The organism is Paraburkholderia tagetis, from assembly GCF_022213065.1.
GTDB classification, from domain to species: Bacteria; Pseudomonadota; Gammaproteobacteria; order Burkholderiales; family Burkholderiaceae; genus Paraburkholderia; species Paraburkholderia tagetis.
Map to the genome: position 1 here is coordinate 89,653 of NZ_JAKLJA010000020.1, position 15,982 is coordinate 105,634.

General features: G+C 64.2%; 13 protein-coding genes. 8 read left to right on the forward strand and 5 right to left on the reverse strand.

What is annotated here, in order from left to right:
- Positions 1 to 139 precede the first annotated feature (139 nt).
- The 6 genes from L5014_RS22030 (at position 140) to ggt (ending at position 7,041) form a co-directional block, all read left to right on the forward strand.
- Positions 140 to 850: a CDP-alcohol phosphatidyltransferase family protein gene (locus L5014_RS22030; RefSeq protein WP_238465859.1), complete on the forward strand. Its 711-nt coding sequence runs from the start codon at positions 140 to 142 to the stop codon at positions 848 to 850.
- Positions 847 to 1,668 carry a 2OG-Fe(II) oxygenase family protein gene (locus L5014_RS22035; RefSeq protein WP_238465860.1) on the forward strand — a complete coding sequence of 274 codons (822 nt, stop codon included), beginning with the start codon at positions 847 to 849 and terminating at the stop codon, positions 1,666 to 1,668. Before L5014_RS22030 ends, L5014_RS22035 begins: the two co-directional genes overlap by 4 nt.
- Positions 1,665 to 2,675: a flippase-like domain-containing protein gene (locus tag L5014_RS22040; protein WP_238465861.1), complete on the forward strand. Its 1,011-nt coding sequence runs from the start codon at positions 1,665 to 1,667 to the stop codon at positions 2,673 to 2,675. The genes L5014_RS22035 and L5014_RS22040 overlap by 4 nt, the downstream gene beginning before the upstream one ends.
- A gap of 21 nt (positions 2,676 to 2,696) precedes the next feature.
- On the forward strand, positions 2,697 to 3,476 hold the full coding sequence (locus L5014_RS22045; protein ID WP_238465862.1) for a phosphocholine cytidylyltransferase family protein: 780 nt from the start codon (positions 2,697 to 2,699) through the stop codon (positions 3,474 to 3,476).
- A 226-nt stretch (positions 3,477 to 3,702) separates the two neighbouring features.
- The gene (locus L5014_RS22050; protein ID WP_238465863.1) at positions 3,703 to 5,106 is read left to right on the forward strand and encodes an MFS transporter; all 1,404 of its coding nucleotides are present in this window, start codon (positions 3,703 to 3,705) and stop codon (positions 5,104 to 5,106) included.
- Positions 5,107 to 5,274: 168 nt separating this feature from the next.
- Positions 5,275 to 7,041, forward strand: a complete 1,767-nt coding sequence (gene ggt, locus L5014_RS22055) for a gamma-glutamyltransferase (protein ID WP_238465864.1) — start codon at positions 5,275 to 5,277, stop codon at positions 7,039 to 7,041.
- A 268-nt stretch (positions 7,042 to 7,309) separates the two neighbouring features.
- Here the strand turns inward: ggt and L5014_RS22060 are convergent, their stop codons facing one another.
- From L5014_RS22060 to L5014_RS22070, 3 genes are all read right to left on the reverse strand, one after another.
- A complete protein-coding gene (locus tag L5014_RS22060) occupies positions 7,310 to 7,495 on the reverse strand; it encodes a hypothetical protein (protein ID WP_238465865.1) in 186 nt (61 codons plus the stop codon).
- A gap of 51 nt (positions 7,496 to 7,546) precedes the next feature.
- Complete coding sequence (locus L5014_RS22065; protein ID WP_238465866.1) at positions 7,547 to 9,250, reverse strand: FAD-dependent oxidoreductase; 1,704 nt, start codon at positions 9,248 to 9,250, stop codon at positions 7,547 to 7,549.
- A 221-nt stretch (positions 9,251 to 9,471) separates the two neighbouring features.
- The gene (locus L5014_RS22070) at positions 9,472 to 10,299 is read right to left on the reverse strand and encodes a helix-turn-helix transcriptional regulator (protein ID WP_238465867.1); all 828 of its coding nucleotides are present in this window, start codon (positions 10,297 to 10,299) and stop codon (positions 9,472 to 9,474) included.
- A gap of 257 nt (positions 10,300 to 10,556) precedes the next feature.
- Between L5014_RS22070 and L5014_RS22075 the strand changes: the two genes are divergently transcribed.
- The gene (locus L5014_RS22075; protein ID WP_238465868.1) at positions 10,557 to 11,591 is read left to right on the forward strand and encodes a VTT domain-containing protein; all 1,035 of its coding nucleotides are present in this window, start codon (positions 10,557 to 10,559) and stop codon (positions 11,589 to 11,591) included.
- 253 nt (positions 11,592 to 11,844) lie between these two features.
- Here L5014_RS22075 and L5014_RS22080 read toward each other — a convergent pair whose 3' ends face one another.
- The gene (locus L5014_RS22080; RefSeq protein ID WP_238465869.1) at positions 11,845 to 12,549 is read right to left on the reverse strand and encodes a carbonic anhydrase; all 705 of its coding nucleotides are present in this window, start codon (positions 12,547 to 12,549) and stop codon (positions 11,845 to 11,847) included.
- A 755-nt stretch (positions 12,550 to 13,304) separates the two neighbouring features.
- Complete coding sequence (locus L5014_RS22085) at positions 13,305 to 14,549, reverse strand: MFS transporter (protein ID WP_238465870.1); 1,245 nt, start codon at positions 14,547 to 14,549, stop codon at positions 13,305 to 13,307.
- A gap of 115 nt (positions 14,550 to 14,664) precedes the next feature.
- Between L5014_RS22085 and L5014_RS22090 the strand changes: the two genes are divergently transcribed.
- On the forward strand, positions 14,665 to 15,546 hold the full coding sequence (locus L5014_RS22090; RefSeq protein WP_238465871.1) for a LysR substrate-binding domain-containing protein: 882 nt from the start codon (positions 14,665 to 14,667) through the stop codon (positions 15,544 to 15,546).
- The last annotated feature ends 436 nt before the right edge of the window (positions 15,547 to 15,982 follow it).

A 15,982-nucleotide genomic window follows, 5' to 3' on the forward strand; every position in this document is an offset into this window, starting at 1 on the left:
GCAGGGGCGATGCATCTCGCGGCCCATGCAGTGGTCCATGCAGCGGCCCGTGCACGATGCGGCCCCGCTCCCTTTCAATTTCGATTCGGTGGCCGGAAAACCTGCAAGTTTTCTGGAAGCCGTATATTATTTCCCGATTATGACTGGAAAAGACAAACCTGCCAAACCGGCTCCGCGAGCGGTGCCGCAGCCGCGCACATGGGACGCGCGCGCAGCGCGCTGGCTCGTGACGCCGCTCGTGCCTACCTGCGTCACCCCCAACCATCTGACCACACTGCGCCTGCTGATTGGGCTTGTTGGCGCCTTCTATCTGGCGCACGGCGACTTTCTCCACGTCAATATTGGCGCATTTCTGATTGTTTTGTCGAATTTCGTTGATCACACGGATGGCGAGCTCGCGCGGATCAGCGGTAAAACCAGTCGTATCGGCCATTTCTACGATCTCGCTGCCGATGCGGTGACGACCGTTCTGCTGTTTCTCGGCATGGGTTACGGGCTCGGTGCCGCAGCGGCCGCAGCCGGGGCTCCCGCGACCGAATGGCGGGTGCCGCCCGTGGTGCTCGGCGGCGTTGCCGGCGTGGCGGTTGCCGTGATCTTCTTTCTGCGCATGCGCATCGAGGAAATGGCGGGCAAGGCCGGCACCCAGCAGGCGTTCGTCGGCGGCTTCGAAACGGAAGACGTGCTCTATCTGTTGCCGCTCGTCACGCTCACCGGAATCGTCGCGCCGTTCGTCGTGGCGGCCTCCATTGGCGCGCCGCTCTTCGCCGTCTACGTGGTGCTCGACTACTGGCGCGTCACGCGCCGCGCGAGTTCGGGCAAGGAAACCAGTCAGGTCTGGATCAGCAGATGAGTGTGCAAGCAGAAGAAGAACAAGTTGCGCCCGCCCGTATGGCTGGCGGGCAGGCCGCCGGGCCGGACATCGCGATCGGTCGCGCGCTGGGCAAGCTGGATGCCGGTCAGTTGCGCGACGAATACATGAGTCAGGGCTCGTTCCTCTATCTCTCCGAATTCCTGCCTCCCGACGCGACGCAGCGGCTCGTCGACGCCGCCAATGCGCTCATGCCCGAGGTCAATCGCAATTTCATTCCGGGCCACAAGGCCGGCGGCAGCGTGAGCCGTCACACGATCGACCGCTTGCAGCCATATATCGCGGAACTGTACCGCTCGCCGAAGCTCATTGCGTGGCTCGAAAAGATCACGGGCGACCGGCTCCAGCTTTCGCCCGAAAACGATCCGCACGCCTACGCGCTCTATTACTACACGCGCGCGGGCGATCATATCGGCTGGCATTACGACACCTCGTATTACGACGGCCGCCGCTATACCGTGCTGTTCGGCGTGATCGACGAGTCGTCGTGCATTCTCGATTATGAGTTGCACACGCGCGACGACAGCAGGCCCGACGAACCGGGCGCCGTGCAATATCCGCCGGGCGCGCTCGTGCTGTTCGACGGCGACAAGCTGCGCCATCGCGTGACACCTAGCCGCGATGGCGAGGTGCGCGTCTCGCTCACGTTCGAGTACGTGACGAATCCCAACATGCGCCCGTGGCGGCGCTTCATCTCGAACATGAAGGACGCCATCGCGTACTTCGGTTTTCGCCAGGTGTTCCGCAAGGCGCTCCAGTCTGCGCGTGCCGGTGGCGGCAAGGCCGGAGGGTCAGTGTGAGTCGTGTGGCCATTCTGCTGTTGTCGATCGGCACGGCACTCTTCATTGCACTGCTCGCATGGCAGGGGCTCGGCTCGGTGACGGGCGCGCTCGCGGCGGCAGGTTGGGGGCTGGCGCTGGTCGCCGCGTTCCACGTCGTGCCGCTCGCGCTCGATGCGGGCGCGATCGCCGTGCTGTTTCGCAAGAGCGAACAGGTCGACCAGCGCGATGCGCTGCTCGCACGCTGGAGCGGCGAGTCCGTGAACAGTCTGCTGCCGGCGGGGCAGATCGGCGGTCCGGTTGTCATGGTGCGTCAGCTCGCGCAGCGCGGCATGGCCATGCGCGACGCAGCCGCGGCCATCACGGTGAGCACGACGTTGCAGGCGCTCGCACAAATCGTCTTCGCGGTGTTCGGCATCGTGCTCTTCTCGGTCTACGCCGCGAACGACGCGCCGCGCGATCTCGGCGTGGCCGCGCTGATTGCCACCGGCGTGCTCGGCGGCCTCATCGGGCTGTTCTATTTCGCGCAGCGCCGCGGGTTGTTCGGCCGCGTGCTGCGTCTCGCTTCGAAAGTGTTCGGCAAGCGCGACTGGTCGTCGCTCACCACGCGCGCCGACGCTATCGATGCCGCCGTCAAGGCGCTCTATGCCGATCGCGCCCGCACGGCGGCCAGCTTCGCGCTGAGCTTCGTGGGCTGGCTCGTCGGCACCGTGGAGGTGTGGCTCGCGCTGCGCTTTCTCGGTCATCCCGTCGGCTGGGTCGATGCGCTGTTGCTTGAAAGCATCGGCCAGGCCATTCGCGGCGCGGCTTTCGCCATTCCGGGCTCGCTCGGCGTGCAGGAGGGTGGCTATCTGCTGCTCGCGCCGCTCGTCGGCCTGCCGCCCGAGGCGGCGCTCGCACTCTCGCTCGCCAAGCGCGCGAGAGAGATCCTGCTCGGTCTGCCGGGCCTGCTTTATCTGCATATCAGCGAACGTAGCTGGCAACGCCGGCGCGCCGTGCGCGTGCCCGCTGTCGAAGTCGCCGATTGATTTTTTTCTCCCAAGGAACGCATGCGCGCCATCATTCTCGCGGCAGGCCTCGGCCTGCGCCTTCAGCAACCCGCTGGAGAACAGTTTCCGAAATGTCTGCTGCAATTCGAAGGCGTGACGCTGCTCGAACGCCATCTGCAGATGCTCGAGTCGGCGGGTGTCACCGAAGTTGTGCTCGCGCTCGGCTTCCAGCCGGAACTGGTCGAGGCCGAACTCAAGCGCATTGGCTGGCCGCATGAGGTCGAGGTGGTGCTCAATCCGCGCTTCGACCTGGGCAGCGTGCTCACGGTGCATCGCACGGCGCAAGCGCTCACGCGTGGCGGCGACGTGCTGCTGATGGACGCCGACGTGCTCTACGACGAGCGCGTATTCGCACCGCTCGTGGCGGGCGAGGCGCCGGCCAACCGCCTGTTGATCGACCGCGACTTCGAGGCCGGCGACGAGCCCGTGAAGCTGTGCCTGCGCGATGGCGTGCCTGTCGAGCTGCGCAAGCAACTGGCGGTCGGACTGCAATACGACACGATCGGCGAATCGGTGGGTTTCTTCCGCCTGAACGAAACGACGGCGCGCCGCTTTGCGCAGATCGTCGAGGGCTATGTCGATACGGATCGTGCGAACATGCCGCACGAAGAAGCACTGCGCGATTTGCTGCTCGAACGCGGCAGCGAATTCGAAATCGCAGACGTCACCGGCGCGCCGTGGATCGAAATCGACTTCCCGAACGACGTGACGCGCGCCACGCAAGAAGTGCTTCCGCAATTGGCACCGGTCGTGAGCCGATTGAAGCAGACGGCGGTTTGACCGCGAGCTGAGCGGCGTTTTTCGCCGCCGCCATGACCCTATGAAAGGGCCGCGAAGTCCGTTGCCGCATGAGTGCGGCGGCGAGCTGCGCGGCCCTTGTGCTTTTTTCGGCACCCCTGGCATTTTTTGTGCGCTGCTTCATCTGTTGCGGCCACACCGTTTTCGGCAACACGGTGCCATAATGGCAGCTTTACGCCATCAGCCACGCTGATTGTCGTTCCTGCCCATGCCCCTTGCTCTCGGCACTTTCATCGTTCCGCTCATCGTCGCGTGCTCGATGTTCATGGAGAACGTGGACGCGACGGTCATCGTCACATCGCTCCCCGCGATGGCCCGCGATCTCGGCCAGAGCCCCATCACCCTCAAACTCGCCGTCACGAGCTATGTGATCGGGCTGGGCGTGTTCATTCCGATTTGCGGCTGGGTGGCCGACCGTTTCGGCTCGCGCAACGTGTTTCGCACCGCCATCGGCATTTTCATGGCGGGCTCGCTGCTGTGCGCTGCGTCCAGATCGCTCGAAATGTTCGTGGCGGCGCGCTTCGTGCAAGGCATCGGCGGCGCGATGATGGTGCCGGTGGGGCGCATCATCATCTTCCGCTCGCTGCCCAAGTCGGACTTCATTCGCGCCGTCAACTATCTCACCGTGCCGGCCTTGCTCGGTCCCGTGATGGGGCCGCCGCTCGGCGGTTTCATCACGACGTATCTGCACTGGCGGCTGATTTTCTTCGTCAACATTCCGATTGGTGTGCTCGGCATCTGGCTCGCGAACCGGCACATTGCGAACATGCACGAGGAGCATCCGGGGCCGCTCGACGGGTTCGGCTTCATCCTCTCCGCGGGCGGCGCGTCGCTCTTCATGCTCGGGCTCTCGCTCGTGGGCGGAGCGCTGGTTTCCAATGCGAAAGCCGTGACGATGTGCGTGGTTGGGGCGCTTCTGCTGGGCGGCTACTGGCTCTACGCGCAACGCGCCGAGCGGCCGGTTCTCGATCTGAAACTTTTGCGCATTCCGAGTTTCAACGCCAGCGTGGCGGGCGGGTCGCTGTTTCGTATCGGCCTTGGCGCCGTGCCGTTCCTGTTGCCGCTCACATTGCAGGAAGGGCTCGGCATGACGGCGTTCGTTTCGGGCGCCATCACTTGCGCGTCGGCATTCGGCTCGATCTTCATGAAATCCGTCGTCTCGCACGTGCTCGGCCGCTTCGGCTTTCGCCGCACCTTGATCGTCAACGCCGCGCTTGCGGGCGTGTCCATCGGCATATATGGGCTGTTCACGCCGGGCACGCCCGTATGGCTCATCTGGCTCGTGGTGCTGTTGGGCGGCGTGTTTCCTTCGCTACAGTTCAGCGGGCTCAATTCGCTTGCTTACGCCGATATTCCGACCAGGGACATTGGCCGCGCCACCAGCGTCGCCAGCGTGATCCAGCAGGTTTCGCTGGGCCTCGGCGTGACCATCGCGGGGATCGTGCTGCAAGTTTCGCATCAGATACAGGGGCATTCGACCATCGTGTGGTCCGACTTCTGGCCGGCGTTCTTCGTTGTAGGGCTCTTTTCCGTGGCGTCGATTCCGGTAACGATGCGTTTGCCCGCCAATGCGGGCGAGGAAATCGCGCGCGGACGGCGCGGGCAAAGCTGATCTGTCCAGCCGACTTCGCTTCTGCTTGCGCGGGGGAAGGCTATCGGCGGATGGCCTGATCGCAAACGATTTCTGCGCGTGCTATAAGCGCAGGATCCGGGCTGAAAGTCGCTTGAAGCGCCGGGTCACAAGCTGGTGCTCGATGAACCGAATCATGGAGGTCACTCAATGAAGCTGGTCGATAGAACGAAAATTTCCACTGCTGCCCTCGCACTCGTTTCACTTTCTGCGTTATCCGCGGGCTTTCTCGAAGCCACGCCCGCAATCGCGAAGGATACGCAGCAACGTCCCGCCGTCCTGAACGCATCGGCGGTTGCCGTTGCCGACAAGTACGCCGCCGACGCAGCCGAGCAGATCTTCAAGGAAGGGGGCAATGCCGTCGACGCGGCGGTCGCCATTGCCTTCTCGCTGGCCGTCACCTATCCCGAAGCCGGCAACATCGGTGGCGGCGGCTTCATGACACTGTACGTGAACGGCAAGCCGTATTTTCTCGACTATCGCGAACGCGCGCCGCTGGCCGCCACGCGCAACATGTACGTCGACGACAAGGGCAACGTGATTCCGGGCAAGAGCCTCTACGGTTACGACGCGGTGGGCGTGCCGGGCACCGTCGAGGGCATGTGGGAAGCGCAGCGGCGCTTTGGCAAGCTGCAATGGAAGCAGGTGCTCCAGCCCGCGATCAAGTACGCGCGCGACGGTTTCGTCGTCGACGAGCAACTGGCCAAGCGCCGCGAAGACGCGTCAAAGGAGTTCGGCGGCAAGACCAATTTCGACCAGTTCTTCGGCGAAATGAAAGACGGCGTGACGTTCAAGCAGCCCGATCTCGCGGACGTGCTCACGCGCATCGCGAACCAGGGCGCGAAGGACTTCTACGACGGCAAGACCGCTGACCTGATCGCGGCGGCGATGAAGGGCCACGGCCTCATCACGAAGCGCGATCTGCAGGAGTACAAGGCGGTCTGGCGTCAGCCGGTGGAGGCCAGGTGGAATGGCTATGAGGTGATCACCGCGCCGCCTCCGAGTTCGGGTGGCGTGGGGCTCGTTCAACTGCTCAAGATGAAGGCGATGCTCGCGCCGCAGTTCAAGGACGTGCCGCTCAATTCGCCGCAATACATCCATCTGATTGCGGAGATCGAAAAGCGCGTGTTCGCCGATCGTGCGCAGTATTTGGGCGACCCCGACTTCTACAAGGTGCCGGTCGCGCAACTCACCGCAGACGCCTATCTTGCCCGGCGCGCCGCCGACGTGGACCCCGAGAAGCCGTCGGACACGAAGGGCGTGCAGCCCGGCCTCGGCACGTCAATGCCGGAAAAGGCGGAGAGCACGCACGGCAACAAGATGCCCGAGAAGGCCGAGACGACGCACTTCTCGGTGGTCGACAAGTGGGGTAATGCCGTGTCGAACACCTACACGATCAACGGCTACTTTGGCTCGGGCGTGGTGGTGCCGGGCGCGGGCATCGTGCTCAACGACGAAATGGACGACTTCTCGGCCAAGCCCGGCGTGCCGAACATGTTCGGCGTGGTGGGCAGCGATGCCAATGCGATTGCGCCGAAGAAGCGCCCGCTCTCGTCGATGTCGCCCACGATCCTCACGAAGGACGGCAAGGTGGCGCTCGTGATCGGCACGCCGGGCGGCTCGCGCATCTTCACGTCGATCTTCCAGGTCATCAACAACATCTACGACTTCAAGATGCCGTTGAAGGACGCGGTTTCCGCAATGCGCTTCCATCATCAATTGCTGCCGCCCAACACCATCTTCTGGGAGCCGTACCAACCGATCGACGGCGATCTCGCCAAGCAGGTCGAGGCCAAGGGCTATGTGCTCAAGGGCCAGGACTTCAGCGGCGACATTCAGGCGATCCGCATCGATGGCGATACGCCGGAGGCGGTGGCCGATCCGCGCGGACGCGGCGTGACGCGCGTCGTTCAGTGATCTGGCGATGCGCACGCGTTTTATACCCTTTATTGGGGATTCGGCGGCTTCGATCATCGCGTAGTATGCAAGCTCCGGTGGCGTGAAAACCCAGCCGGCGTGTGTTTTTCCGGGCGGCGCTTGCCGCCCGTTTTTCTTGTGCGGAACCGGATGCGCGCGCGGGTTTTCCTGAATGTGACGGGCCCGCTAAATACGCTCTAAGTTTTGCGGCTGCCCGGATGTCTGCGCACGCAACCGCAGCGGCAAGCGGACCCACTCTTTTCGGGTCCTATTGCGGCGCCGACATGCCGTCGCGGGCCGCGTCGATCAGGCCGAGCGCGGCTTGGGCGTTGCCGATCCGCTCCACCGCGAGCAACGCGAATCGCGCGAGAAAAAGCGGCGCATTGGCCTCGCCCAGTTCGGTCATGGTCTTGCACAGCCGCGTGTAGACCGTGTCGAGTTCGCTGTCGGTCATGACGTTCTCCAGTTCAGATGTCTTAATTTCCGGTCCTGTGCGCAACGCGCCTCAGGTCCGCAATGCGTGGTCAAGGGCGTCGAGCGCGCGTTGTGCCAGCGTATCGCCGGCACCTTGCCAGCGGCCGAGCACGTGGCCGTCGGGGCGCACGAGATAGAGTGTGTCCGCAACGGCGCCATACATCGGAAAGAGCCGGCCGGTGCTGTCCCAGCCGCATTTGCGTGTGATATCGACGGGCTTGTGCCGGGCGAGCGGCACGAGGGCGAACGGCACTCCGCGCGCAGCGCACGCCGCTTGGAGGGCCTCGACGGCGGGCGGCACCGCGCCGTCGGCGCTGAAATGGAACGCCGTAAAGCGCGGCCCGATGAGATCGGTCAGATGGCCCTCGTCGATGACGCCCCGATCCACGATCGACACTGGGCATTCGGGCAGCACCGCGCCGGGCGCAGGGCCGCTGGCGAGCGTATCGGAAACCGCGTTCAGCCGTGAGGCCGTATAGGCAATCGAGGACGTCTGGCGCGGGTTGATCAGCGAGCGCACGCCGGGGTGTTTGAGCGCGAGGCCCAGCACGGCGGTGCGCATCAACTCGAACGCGAACGAAGGGGGCGCCATGAATTCGGTGCTCTTCGTGCCATAGCTCAAGTTCTCGTGCGCCGCGAACACGCGCTCGTCGGAGTAGCTGTCGAGCAACTGCTCGCCCGCGCGCCCCCGCACCACCCAGGCGAGCTTCCATGCGAGGTTGTCGGCGTCGTCGATGCCCGAGTTCGCGCCGCGCACACCGAAGATCGGCACGAGGTGCGCTGCGTCGCCCGCGAACAGCACGCGGCCGTGGCGATAGCGCTCGAGCGTGAGGGCGTTGGCCTTGTAGATCGTGATCCAGATGGGCGACCACGGCGCGGTCTCGCCCATCATATCGAGCAGGCTTTGCACACGGGGCATCACGTTTTCCGGCTTGACGGCCTCGTCGGCGTCCTCGCCGTCGCGCAATTGATAGTCGATGCGCCAGACATTGTCGGGCTGCTTGTGCACGAGCACGGTCGAGCCGGGGTTCGAGGCGGGGTCGAAGTAGGCGAGGCGTTCGGTGGGGCGCGGACTATCGAGCAGGATGTCGACGATCACATAGCGGCCCTCGTAGCTCGTTCCCATGAGCTTCAGGCCCAGCGCGTCGCGAACCGTGCTGCGTCCGCCGTCCGCGGCGACGAGCCAGTCGGTCTGGGCCTCGTATTCGCCTGCGGGTGTCGCGAGCGTGAGCGTCGCGCCGTGCGTGTCCTGCCTCACCGCGGTTACCTTGGTGCACCAGCGAATGTCGATCAGGTCGGCATGTCGCTCCGCCGCATCGAGCAAGAACTGCTCGATGTGGTACTGGGCGAGGTTCACCATCGGCGGCAGTTTCTGGTTTTCGTCCTGCGGCATCGTGAAGTGCAGGACCTCATCATTACGATAGAAGCTGCGTCCGCCAGTCCATGGCAGCCCCTTCGCGAGAAAGCTGTCGAGCGCGCCGAGGCGCTCGATGATCTCGAGACTGCGGCGCGAAATGCAGATCGCGCGGCTGCCATGGCAGACCGAGTCGTCGGCCTCGATCAGCACCGAGCGCACCCCATGCTTCGCGAGTCCGAGCGCAATGGCGAAACCTACCGGGCCGCCGCCGACGATGGTGACCGGATGGCGCGCTTTTTCGCGGCCGTCGACGAGTTCGGGAAGGCGAGCGTCGTATTGCCTGGCCTCGAACGGATAGGGCTTGAATTCGGTGCTCATGGTGCGGCGCCTCCGTGCGTGGCGGGACCGTTGCCGATCGGAAAAAAGACGATACGAGGCGCATCAGAGGAGGCGCGCTGCGCGGGGCCGCCGCGCAATCAGAAACCCGGCGGCGATGCATGCAGTATGGAGTGCGACCGGCGCGGCGCTGTCCTCATTTTGGGTACAGCATGCCGGCCAGGCGCCGCAGACGCAGCGCGCGATGCGTTCAGCCCTTGTTTTCAGCCCTGGTCTTTGGCGAGGCAGAGCGCGAAGAGCTGACGCTGGCTGGAGATGCCGAGGCGCTGGTACGCGCGCTTCTGATAGGTCACGACGCTGCTCGGCTTGATGCCCATGCATTCGGCGATTTCCGCGGCGCTTCTGCCTTCCAGCACGCCGCGCAGCGCGTCGAGCTCGCGCTTCGATAGCGCGGGGCACAGGCCGCGCAGCCGCGCGAGCATCAGTTGCGGGATGCCCATCTGGCTCTGGCCGCGTAGGGCGTAGTGATGCTTCGTGGCCTCGCCGATCAATGGCGCAAGCGACTCGACCAGCTCGACTTCGGCCGGCTGGAAATTGCCTGCATCGCGCTCGCGATAGAGATTGACCGAAAGCCAGATGTCGGCGGCGGGTTGCAGCAGTAACGAGAGCCGATCGGAAACATTGGGCGTGGCGTAGCACGCGTGGCGATAGCCGTCGTGCGTGATGTCCGCGCTCGATTGCCAGTGCAGCACGAGTGACGAGCCTGGCTTGCCGGCCCCTTCGCCAACGTGGCCGCCGACGATCTGCTGATTGCCGTCGAGCGCATAGAACAGCCGCGAGTAGGTGTCGGCGACGTCGCGCAGGAACCGGCCGCCGCGATGGTCGGCGACCGAGACGGTGCGCGGGCGGTTGCCGAATTCGTATGCGAACACCGTGCATTGCGATACCGACGTGGCTGGCCCGAGCAGGCTGAGGACCTCGGCGGCCAGTGCGTTGGTGTCGTCGCGGCCAATCGCGGAAATGAGGCTAGTGACGCGAGACAGATCGAATTGGCCCGTTTGTCTCGGTCGGTCAAGACGCCAGTGACGCATGTTTCTGAAAGGAAAACGACTGAAATCGGCTGCGGGGGCAGGACGGCCCAGAGTAGCACCGATTCTCCGCGCCTGCTAAGCCTCCCGTGCGCTGCCTGCAGGGAAGAAAGGGGTGGATCGGCGCTCTGACGGTTTGTGTGACCAGTCGTTGGGCGCCAAGCAAGAAACCGCCCAGTTAGGGTAATCTCCATACTCGTGCTGCAAGTGCACACAAGTTTCCTTTCTGATCAAAACGTCTTCGCGCAGGAAATCCCGATATGTGGACGCTCCCCACCGCCATCCCACCCGATTTCGGTACCGGGGCGGTATTTTTCAGCGTGCTGGTAACGCAGCTCGGCGTGCCGGTTCCCGCCGCACCGGTGCTGATATTGGCGGGCACGATGGCGGCGGGCGGGGCGGCCTCGTATGTGAGTCTGCTGCTGGCAGCGGTCGTGGCGACGTTGTTCGCCGATTCGCTCTGGTTCACGGCGGGCCGCATGCGCGGACGCCGCCTGCTCAATTCGCTCGTGCGCTTCTCGCTTTCGCTCGATACGACGATTCGCGTTGCGCGCAATGTGTTCGAGCGCCGTGGTGCGCCCATCCTCGCGGTGGCGAAGTTCGTGCCCGGCCTGGGACTCATGTCGGCGCCGCTGCTTGGCACCACGTCGATGGACGTGCGCCTCTTCCTGCTCTGGGACGCATTGGGGGCAACGCTGTGGGCCGGCACCTGGCTCATCGGCGGCGCGGCGCTGCACACGCAAATCGCCCGGTTCGCGATATTCGTGCGCGCCAACGGCTGGACCATTTTCGACGTGCTCGCGCTTGCGGGCCTGATATTTCTCGCGTGGCGCTGGGTGCGCCGCCTGCAGTTGCGCCGCTGGCTTGCCACGCATCGCATTTCGCCCGATCAACTCGACGAGATGATGAAGTCGCCCACGCCTCCGATCGTGTTCGATGCGCGGCCGCAGAGCGTGCGCGAGAAAGAGGCTTATCGCATTCCGGGCGCGCGTCCGCTGAATCTGGATTCGACCGAAGCGCTTAAGCCTGAGCTGCTCGCGCGCTCGATCGTGGTGTATTGCGTGTGCCCGAACGAGGCAACGGCCAAGCGCATCGTGAGTCAACTACGCAGCAAGCATATTTATCACGCTCACGCGCTCAAGGGCGGCCTCGACGCATGGGAGCGCCACGGCTATCCCGTCGAGCCGCTGTCTTCGGAATTCCATGGAGCGCATGCGCGCGATGACGAGGATGACGAGGAATTCGAAGCGGGCGCCGAACAGGAGTTCACGGTTCGGGCCAGCGTTTCGGAGTAGTTCATCCCCTCTTGCGTGCTATGCGGCGTTGGCGCTTGCGGGGCCGCTGCATGGCGTGCCTTGGTCGTATCGTCAGGCGCGCTGCCGGCGCTGTTCGCTGCGCGGATTCGGCACCACGGCCGCAATGGTCGCGAGCACGGCGCTGCCAAACTTGATGCAATCCGGCACAAATACCGGACGACGCCAGCTTGGCGTGGTCCGGTTCGTCGGTATTTATCGCGGGGAGTGAAACGCTCGCGCGGATTGCGGCGGTTTAACCCGTGGTGTCCTTGAGCAGCCGGGCGCGCGCGGAGCCGAGCGATTCGAAGCGGCCGTGGGTGTCGTCGAATACGGAGATCGTGCCGTGGCCGATGTCGTACACCCAGCCCTGTACCTGGAGCAGGCCTTGCGCCACGCGAGCCGCAACCGCTGGGTGAGTGCGCAGGTGCGTGAGTTGCAGGCGAACATTCTCCTCCACGAGCGCCTGCACGACCTGATCTTCGTCGCTCAGCCCGCGGATTTGCACGACGCTGCGCGCCGCTTCGGCGTTGCGCAGCCAGGCCTGCACCGTAGGCATGTCCGCAGTGGCTCCGGGGCCGTCGGCGAGGCCCTTCATGGCGCCGCAGTCGGTGTGGCCGCACAGCACGATCTGCCGCACGTTCAGTCCGAGCACGGCGAATTCGACCACCGCCGAGACGCCGCCGAGCATTTCCCCGTAAGCCGGCACGATATTGCCGATGTTGCGGCAGACGAACAGCTCACCGGGGCGCGTTTGCGTGATCAACTCGGGCGAGACGCGCGAATCGGCGCAGGTGATGAACAGCGTGTGCGGGGCCTGGAAGTTGGCGAGGCTACGGAACAGTTCCTTGTCGCCGGGAAACACGTTACGAGCGAACTCATCCACGCCGTTGAGAAGGTGCAGCAAATCGCAGTCGCACGATTCGGAATGGCTGTCGTGCGAGTGGGTATGGTCTGGCATGGGAGTTTCTCTCTTTATCATGAATCGACACATTCGAATGGCAACAGCGGCAGTTTAGGCCGAGTTACGTCCGATCGCTGCGTTCCGGTTTCGGAAAATTCCGGCCGAGCGTACGTTTTCTCGTTTTCCGATCGTCATCTGTATGCACGAGCGCCTATCTGCACGTAAAACACGGCGTCGCGCACGAATGCGCTGCGCGTCGCCGGCCTGCCACTCTTCTCAACAAGACGTAGTTTCTCACGTGCGAGGCGCGGGTTATACCGCGTCGAGCCGCGAAGTCGTGCGTCCGTTGCGCCGGGCGGCGTCCCTCATTCGTCATACGACCGACCAGCCGGTTGGTCCGGCTTGCACGAGCATGCTAGTGAGCGTTGCGTTGCCCAGCGAACCACGCCGAGGTCGGAAGGCGTGCGTCTAGCCAAGGCCGGCGGGGCAGCATTGTACTCGACGCGCAGAGATATGCGAGGGGGCGGGCGGAAGAGGGGTGTCGGGCGCGAAGGCGCCGGGTAGTGCGCAACCGGATCGACTTCCGGCGCTGGCTTCACGCAGTCGGCAATAAATTTGGACGTCGAATGAGTTTTGCTGGTGTTTTGCTGGTAGCGGGCACAGATTGAGCCTTGATCGGCGAGCAATGAGCCGGGCCCGTAGCCCTTGCGCAAAGAGCGCGCCGACGTCGCGCTGAAACTGCACGCAATACGGGCGAGCGGGCGAGCGGGCGAGCGCCGTCGCAAAGCAAGGCGTTCGCGCGTCGATGCGTTTCACGATTCCATGACGTGGTGCGCGGCGCTGGCACGCCGGCCTGGCATGAAGTACCACACGCCGGCGAGCACCTGCAGCACGATCAGGCCGATCCAGACTGCTTGATGCGCGACGACCGGATAGTGGCCGTCCACGGCGCTCCAGCGGCTGAGCACGGCGCCGATTGCGATCTGCGCGGCGAAAATGCCGATGAAGATGACGAGCGTGAACGTCGTGTTGACGCGGCCGATCAGGCGTGGGGGGAAGTATTCGGCGAGCACGGCGTAAGTGAGGATGCCGGTGCCGCCCAGTGCGCCATACGCGGCCCACAGTAGCGTGGCGGGCAACGGCACACGGGCCGCGAGCAGTGCCTGGACGAGCACGAAGAGCGCCATCGTCACGCCGGAAAAGCGCGCGACGCTCACGCCGTATTGCTCGAAGGTGCGCGCGAGCGCGCCGAACCCGATGTTGCCGGCGATGAATGCGCCGCCAAGCACGGAAACGAGCGAAGCCGCGCGCGAGGCCACGTCGACGGTGCCGGCGGGCGCCATGTCGCGCAGGAAGGCGCCTACCCACAGCGACTGCATCGCGTAAAACACAATCTGCGTGAATGCGGAAAACGTCGCGGTCTTCCAGAACCCATGGCTGCGCAGGATGTGCGCGGTGCCCTTGAATTGCTCGAGTACGCTCGCCTGATGATGCGTGTCGCGCGTGTGCGGGCCGCCGATCCAGATGATGGCGGCGACTACCACGGTGAGCACGGCGAGCCCGACGCTCACGCTGCGCCACGGCGCAATCGTGAGTAGCCAGGAGAGCGGAGCGCCGACCGCAACGCCGCCGAGGCCCCCCACGGCCATCACGAGGCCGTTGACGAGCGTGAGTTGTGCCACCGGGAAGTGCTGGGCCGTGGCCTTGAACGCGCCGCCGAGGCAAACCGAGACACCCACGCCCACGAGCAGGCGCCCGGCCATCATCGCGCCCATGCTGTGCGAAAGCCCGAACACGAGTGCACCTGCGGCGGCCACTAGCATCACGCACGCGGTCACGCGGCGTGCGCCGAAGTGGTCGAGCAGCACGCCGCCGGGGATCTGCGCGCCCGCGAAGCCGAGAAAATAGAGGCTCGTGAGCGTGCCCAGATCGGTGGCGGTGAGGCCCATTTCATGCGTCAGGAACGGCGCAAAGCCAAGGTTGACGCCGCGAAAAAGATACGAAATGAAATAGCCGAGCGCGAAAACGGCGAATACGCGCAGTCTGAGTGCGGTCATGATGCGTGTACGGGACCCGAAGCCGGATTGAATATCTGGGTCAGATTATTGGCGAGAAGCGGGCTGCGAGGCCAGCGAGAGATTTCAGCCGCAATTGTGAGTAAAATTTGACGTCATGTCCCGATCGCTTCCTCCTTTGCAGGCTCTGCGCGCGCTAGAAGCGGCGGCGCGCCGGCGTAGTTTCAGCCGTGCGGCCGAAGAATTGCATTTGACGCACAGCGCTGTGAGCCACCATTTGCGCGCCCTCGAAGCGGAACTCGGCGTCGAGCTGTTTCGCCGCGCCGGCAGCCGCATGATTCCCACGGCAGCCGGCGCGCAGCTTGCCGACCGCGTGCGGCGCAGTCTCGAACAGTTGCGCGAGGCGCTCGACGCCACGCGTCCGGGCGTGAGCGGCGTCACGCGGCTTGAATTGAGCGTGATGTCCGATTTCGCCGCGGTCTGGCTGATACCGCGTCTGGGCGACTTCTACGACCGCCATCCCAACGTCGATCTCTCGTTGCGCATGCACGCCGACGTCACACCGCCCGATCCCTATCCATTCGATATCGGCATCTGGTATCGGCGTGTGGAGGAGCCGGGGTTTCAGATCCGCAAGCTGCTCGACGACCAGGTAGTGGCCGTTTGCAGCCCCGCGCTGCTCGCGCGCTACCCGGCGTTTCGCATCGAAGACCTCGCCTCCATGCCGTTGTTGCGTTTCTCGCGCCGCTCGTGGCGCGACTTCTTCGACGCGGCAGGCGTGGCGGGCGACGAGCCCGAACGCGGACCGGTATTCGACGACGCCGGCCTCCTGCTGCAGGCCACGGTGGCCGGACAAGGCGCCGCCACGGCGCGCCTGCAGCTCGCGCGCGGCTTCATCGATCGTGGCGAACTGGTGCAACTGGGGCAGGTGCGCATTCCCGCGTCGCTGGACTATTACTTCACCTGGCGCGAGGGGCACCCGCGCGAAGCGGCGATCCAGCAGTTTTATCGCTGGGTGAAAGCCCAACTCGCCAATTAACAGGTGCTATTTTCTTTCATCAGTAAATGCGGGTAAAACCTGTGTTCGCGCTTGTCAACGACACGCGAACCAAACGCGTTGCTCGTCAATAAGGATGCACAATTCCGTGTGAATCCAAGGTTCAAATGCGGGCATATGCCGGCGAGTGCGGTTGTGAGTGCGGTTGTTATTCGCAACGCATGCACCTGATTGGCGCATATGCTGAATGGGCGGTATCGGCCATCCATGAAAGGAATGGGTTTGCTGTAAATGCTATTCAATAGCATTTCATGATCCGGACATGTTCCTGCGTGTGGAGCAGCGTGCTGGTGCGTGTGTCGGACCGGCAAATCCTCTGCTGAAATGGACGAAGTGGAGGTAAAGTACATTGGAGCGAAATGGTGGGGTAACACCTTTCGCATCAAGTCTGACTTAAATGGAGTATCGTTACTCCCCA